The 4,686-nt window shown below is 64.1% G+C and carries 4 protein-coding genes and 1 pseudogene; 1 reads left to right on the forward strand and 4 read right to left on the reverse strand.

What is annotated here, in order from left to right:
* The 4 genes from AC1DT2_RS16160 to AC1DT2_RS16175 all read right to left on the reverse strand — a co-directional run.
* On the reverse strand, nucleotides 1-381 hold a 381-nt coding region (locus tag AC1DT2_RS16160), incomplete at its 3' end, for a Tc toxin subunit A (RefSeq protein ID WP_477297431.1).
* An 84-nt stretch (nucleotides 382-465) separates the two neighbouring features.
* On the reverse strand, nucleotides 466-738 hold the full coding sequence (locus tag AC1DT2_RS16165; protein ID WP_477297432.1) for a phosphopantetheine-binding protein: 273 nt from the start codon (nucleotides 736-738) through the stop codon (nucleotides 466-468).
* Nucleotides 739-884: 146 nt separating this feature from the next.
* Entirely contained in the window at nucleotides 885-2,240 is a 1,356-nt protein-coding gene (locus AC1DT2_RS16170; protein WP_477297433.1) for a S41 family peptidase, read from the reverse strand.
* A 14-nt stretch (nucleotides 2,241-2,254) separates the two neighbouring features.
* Nucleotides 2,255-3,427 carry a murein hydrolase activator EnvC family protein gene (locus AC1DT2_RS16175; RefSeq protein WP_477297434.1) on the reverse strand — a complete coding sequence of 391 codons (1,173 nt, stop codon included), beginning with the start codon at nucleotides 3,425-3,427 and terminating at the stop codon, nucleotides 2,255-2,257.
* A gap of 382 nt (nucleotides 3,428-3,809) precedes the next feature.
* Here AC1DT2_RS16175 and gltB point away from each other — a divergent pair.
* Nucleotides 3,810-4,686, forward strand: a pseudogene (gene gltB, locus AC1DT2_RS16180) (glutamate synthase large subunit); the annotation flags it as partial.

The following is a 4,686-nucleotide window of genomic DNA, read 5'->3' on the forward strand; positions in this document are numbered from 1 at the left end:
CAGGTGTACCGGCGATGTCGCGGCCGCCAGCACGGCTGCTGCCTTTCGATGGTCGCTATCGGTGGACGTCACCATGGCTTCGAGGCATTCGATGGCCAGGTTGAGGCGGGGCACACGCCGGTTCAGTGCCGGCTCGTCCAGGAGCAGGTCGGGTATATCAGCACGTCGGCTTGCCAGAGGGCTCGAAAGCGGGCTGCCGACCTTCGCTTCAAGTCTGCGCACCATCACCAGGAGTGCATCCGCGTAGGCGAAAGGGCCGAGGCGGCTTTCCAGCGCTTCATCCGGGCAGAGATCGATACCCTGATCGCCGAAAAGGCTTGGGTAGTCGGCGGCGAATGGATGGGGCGCCGGGAGGTTGGTGAGGGGAGTGGACGCAGGCATGGCGAATCCTTTCGCTTTGTGTGGGGTTTGCTTCGCATGACCGACCCTGGTGTGGTCGGTCATGCGGTCGCCGCGCGAGCCGGGCTAGCCTTGTTCCTTGTTCTCGTAGATATAAGCGGCAAGCTCCGCGATCGTCCCCTTCGTCCTCATGTCCTTGGGTAGTGACGCGTTGTAACGCTCAGTGAGCTCGGCGGCAATAATCTTGAGTGCCCTGCTGTCGCTTTGATAGTCCATCAGGTTCGTATCGGCTGTGATGGTCTCGCTAACTTTATCGTTGTCTTCGACATCGAGATCGAGATGCTTGCTGATCGCAAGTTCGACAATCAGGGTCTGAATATCTTGTTTACTCGCACCCATGGTGTGYTACTCCTTTAGCGAATGCATGACTTCYGTCTCAAGGGGCTAGCCGGGAAAGTAGCCCGCCTCCAGCTTGTCGTGCATTGGTCATCCAAAGCCATATCCCCTTGGATGTAGGCGCAACTGGGAAAGGCGAGCGCACACCGCTACTTGCTGCCCGCCTGCCGATTCAGCGCCATTCCTTTCAACACATTCAACGCCTGCGACAACGCGTAATCCTCGATGGCCAGCTTGCCGTCGTCGTCGGATGCGTTCTTGTCGTCCTTGGCAGCCTTCTCGTTAACGAGATGATTCGGCAGGTCCGCCTCCGAACCAATCAGCTGCGGCGCCGTGTCGCTCTTGTTCACCGCAAGATCGGCAAGCGGAATATCCGGCTTGATTCCTTCGGCCTGGATGGATGTACCGTTGGGCGTGTAGTAACGCGCTGTAGTGATCTTGACGGCATGATCCTGATCCAGCGGCAGCACGGTCTGCACCACGCCTTTGCCGAAGGTGCGACGGCCCATGATCAGTGCACGATGGTTGTCTTTCAGTGCGCCGGAAACGATCTCCGCTGCGGAAGCCGTGCCGTTGTCGGTGAGGATCACCATCGGTGCGCCCTTGAGCAGGTCGCCAGGGTGCGCGTCGAAGTTGAGGTTCGCGTCCTGCAGGCGACCCTTCGTCGTCACGATGACGCCGGAGTCGAGGAACGCGTCCGCCACCGCGACGGCGGTGGTGAGCAGGCCGCCCGGATTCGAGCGGAGGTCGAGAACGGCGCCTCGGGGTGCGCCGTTCTTCTTGATGAAGTCGGCGAGCTTCTTGTCCATGTCCGTCGCCGTGTCTTCCTGGAACTGGCTCAGGCGAATATAGACGTAGCCCGGATCGAGCTGGCGCACCTTCACGCTGGTGACGGCGATGCGCTCGCGCACCAGCGGCATGTCGATCGGCTTGTCCGACTTCTCATGCAGGATGGTGAGGGTGATCTTGCTGCCGGGGTCGCCGCGAAGCTTCTTGAACGCTTCGTCGATGTTCTGGCTGTCGACGACCATGCCATCGACCTTGAGGATCGTGTCGCCGGGCTTGATGCCGGCGCGAGAGGCGGGCGTGTCGTCGATCGGCGAGACGATCTTCAGGTTGCCGTCCACCTGGAGCACCTCGATGCCGAGGCCGCCGTACTGACCGGTGGTGTCCTCGTCGAGTTCGTCGAGGCCTTCCTTGTCCAGGTACTCGCTGTGCGGGTCCAGATTCTGCAACATGCCGCTGATCGCGGCCTTCATGATGGTCTTGTTGTCGAGCTTCTCGACGTACGCCTGGCGCACGATCTGGTAGACCCGCGTGAAGTTGCGGATGTCGTCCAGGTCGACGGTGTCGTCCGCTTGGGCGGCCACCGCCGCTGCGGATGTCGAGGACGCTGCAGGAGCATCGGGTTGTTTGAGTGGCTTTTGCTGGGCCTGGGCGGCGGGTATCGCCACCACGGTGCCGAGGGCAAGCGCGAGGGCGAAACGAAGGGGGTGCTGGCGCATGCCTGTCTCCGGGGTCAATGCCGTTTACCGAGCCAGCCGCGCGCATCGATGGGCTTGCCACCCTGGCGCAGCTCGAAATAGGCGCCGTTGTCACCGGCGGGCGCCGCGGCCGTACCGACGGTTTCGCCAGCCTCGACCATGTCGCCCACGCCGTGCAGCAGCGTTTCGTTGTTGCCGTACATACTCATGAAGCCGTTGCCGTGGTTCACGATGATCATCATGCCGTAGCCGCGCAGGAAGTTCGCGAAGACGACGCGGCCACGCGCTACGGCCTTCACTTCGCTGCYGCGCGCCGCGACGATGATCACACCGCTGCCGTAGGCGTGCACCGGACCGTTGGTCGGCCAGGGCAGGTTGCCGCGAAGGTTGCCCATGGGTGCGGCGGCAGGCGCGCCCTTCGGCGTGGGAGCGGGCTCGGCGGCCTTGGCCGCTTCGTCGATCACCTTCTGCAGCCGGGCGACCAGGGCATTCATGTCCTGCTCGTTCTGCTTGAGCGCGGCGATGCGCTGGGCCTGGTCCTTGTATTTGGAATCCGCCTCGACCACCAGTTTCTGTTGCTCGCTGCGTTGCCTTTCCAGTTCGCCGGTGCGCTTTTCGCGTTCGGCCCGGGTCGCCTCGAGCTTGTCCTGCTCGGCGGTGATGGCGGTTTCGACCTCCTGCAGGCGGGAAAGATCCGCGAGCAGGCCACGGATGCGCTCGACCCGGTTCTCCTGGAAGTAGCGGGAGTAGGCGAGGGCGCGGGAAATGCGGTTGACGTCTTCGTCGCCGAGAAGGAGTTGGAGGTCGGATCCGCGGCCGAGGGTGTACGTGGCCCGGAGCAGGTCGCTCAGGGCGCCCTTCTGCTGGTCGAGGCCGGCCTGCATCCCGGCCCGTTGGTCGTTCAGTTGGGCGAGGTCGCGCTTGCGCGCTTCCAGCTCCGTATCCGTTTCACGAACGGCCTTGGCTGCGGCCGAGACCTGCTCGGCCTGCCTGGCCAGGGCGGCATTCGCGCTGTCCCGGGCGTTGGCGGTGTCCCGCTGGTCCTTGGTCAGGCCCTCGATCTCCTTGCGCACCCCGTCGAGCTTCTGCCGGGCGTCGTCCTGCTCGGACCGGGTCTTGGCGTCCTGTGCAGCGAAGGCGGGCGGTAAGGGAGCCGTGGCGAGCAGGATGAGGGTCAGGAGGAGGGGGAGGCGAGGGAGTGGGCGCATCCGGCGATTATTACCTATACGGTGGTGGGGCCGCCTGCCGGCGGTTCGCCGATGAATCGGCTCGTACGGGGCAGGGCCCGGTCCGGCCCATTCGTCGGGTTGCTGGCCTCGCCGTGGCTTGGCAGGAGCCGATTCATCGGCGATGGCTGGTATGGCCCTCAACCCGCCCCGTAGCCCGTTTCCACGAAGTGGTCTCGGCACACGCGACGTAAGAATTCCGTTCGCTTTCCGTTTGGACGTCTGAACGCTTTGACGCAGCGCGACAAATATGACTAAAGTGGGCCGCAAGCCCCTTCGCGTGCACGTGATGGTCGACCGTTCCAGGTCGCGGGGCCACGTGCTCGCCAGATTTCCCAGCACAACCTTATGCCCCAGGAGGCGGATGGTGAAGCAAGGCACTCCGCGCCTCTACGACGAGGCGTTCGAACACGACAGCTGCGGCTTCGGCATCGTTGCGCAGATAGACGGCCATGCCAGTTCGGCACTGGTCGATACCGCCTTTTCGGCACTCGCCAAACTTTCGCATCGCGGCGGTGTGAACGCGGACGGCATCAGCGGCGACGGGTGCGGCGTACTGATTCGCCGGCCGGTGGAATGGCTGCGCGCGCTCGCGCGGGAATCCGGCATCACGCTGGCTACGCACTTCGCTGCCGGCGTTGTCTTTCTCGATCCCGAAGGCGACGGCAGTGCTGCCGGCATACTCGAGGCCGAACTCGCCTCCGTGAATCTTCACGTGGCCGGCTGGCGCGATGTCGCCGTCGATACGGCGGCCTGCGGACCGCTAGCGGCCTCGTCCATGCCGCGCGTACGGCAGATTTTCGTCGATGCACCGGGCGACCTCACGACGGCGCAGTTCGAAGCTAAGCTATTCCACGCGCGTCGTCGTGCGGAGCTCGCGCTTGCCGGCGACACGCAGTTCTACGTGGTGTCGCTTTCGGGCGAGGTCGTCGGTTACAAGGCCATGGCCGCTCCCGGGCACCTGCGGGATGTCTACCCCGACCTGAAGCACCCGGCGCTCGTTGCCGACGCCGTGGTCTTCCACCAGCGCTTCTCGACCAATACCTCGCCGCAGTGGCGCCTTGCGCAGCCGTTCCGCCTGCTCGCGCATAACGGCGAAATCAACACCATCCGCGCGAATCGTCGCTGGATGCAGGCCCGCACGTCCGTCATGCGTTCTGAGCTGGTCGACCTCTCGGACATCGGTCCGCTGGTGCGGCAGAGCGGCTCGGACTCTGAGAGCCTCGATAACGCACTCGAAG

The organism is Luteibacter sp. P4_E6, from assembly GCF_056401535.1.

Excerpts from the sequence above, each read along its gene's own strand:
- AC1DT2_RS16165 (WP_477297432.1), bottom strand. The coding sequence starts at position 738 with ATGGGTGCGAGTAAACAAGATATTCAGACCCTGATTGTCGAACTTGCG.
- AC1DT2_RS16170 (WP_477297433.1), bottom strand. The coding sequence starts at position 2,240 with ATGCGCCAGCACCCCCTTCGTTTCGCCCTCGCGCTTGCCCTCGGCACC.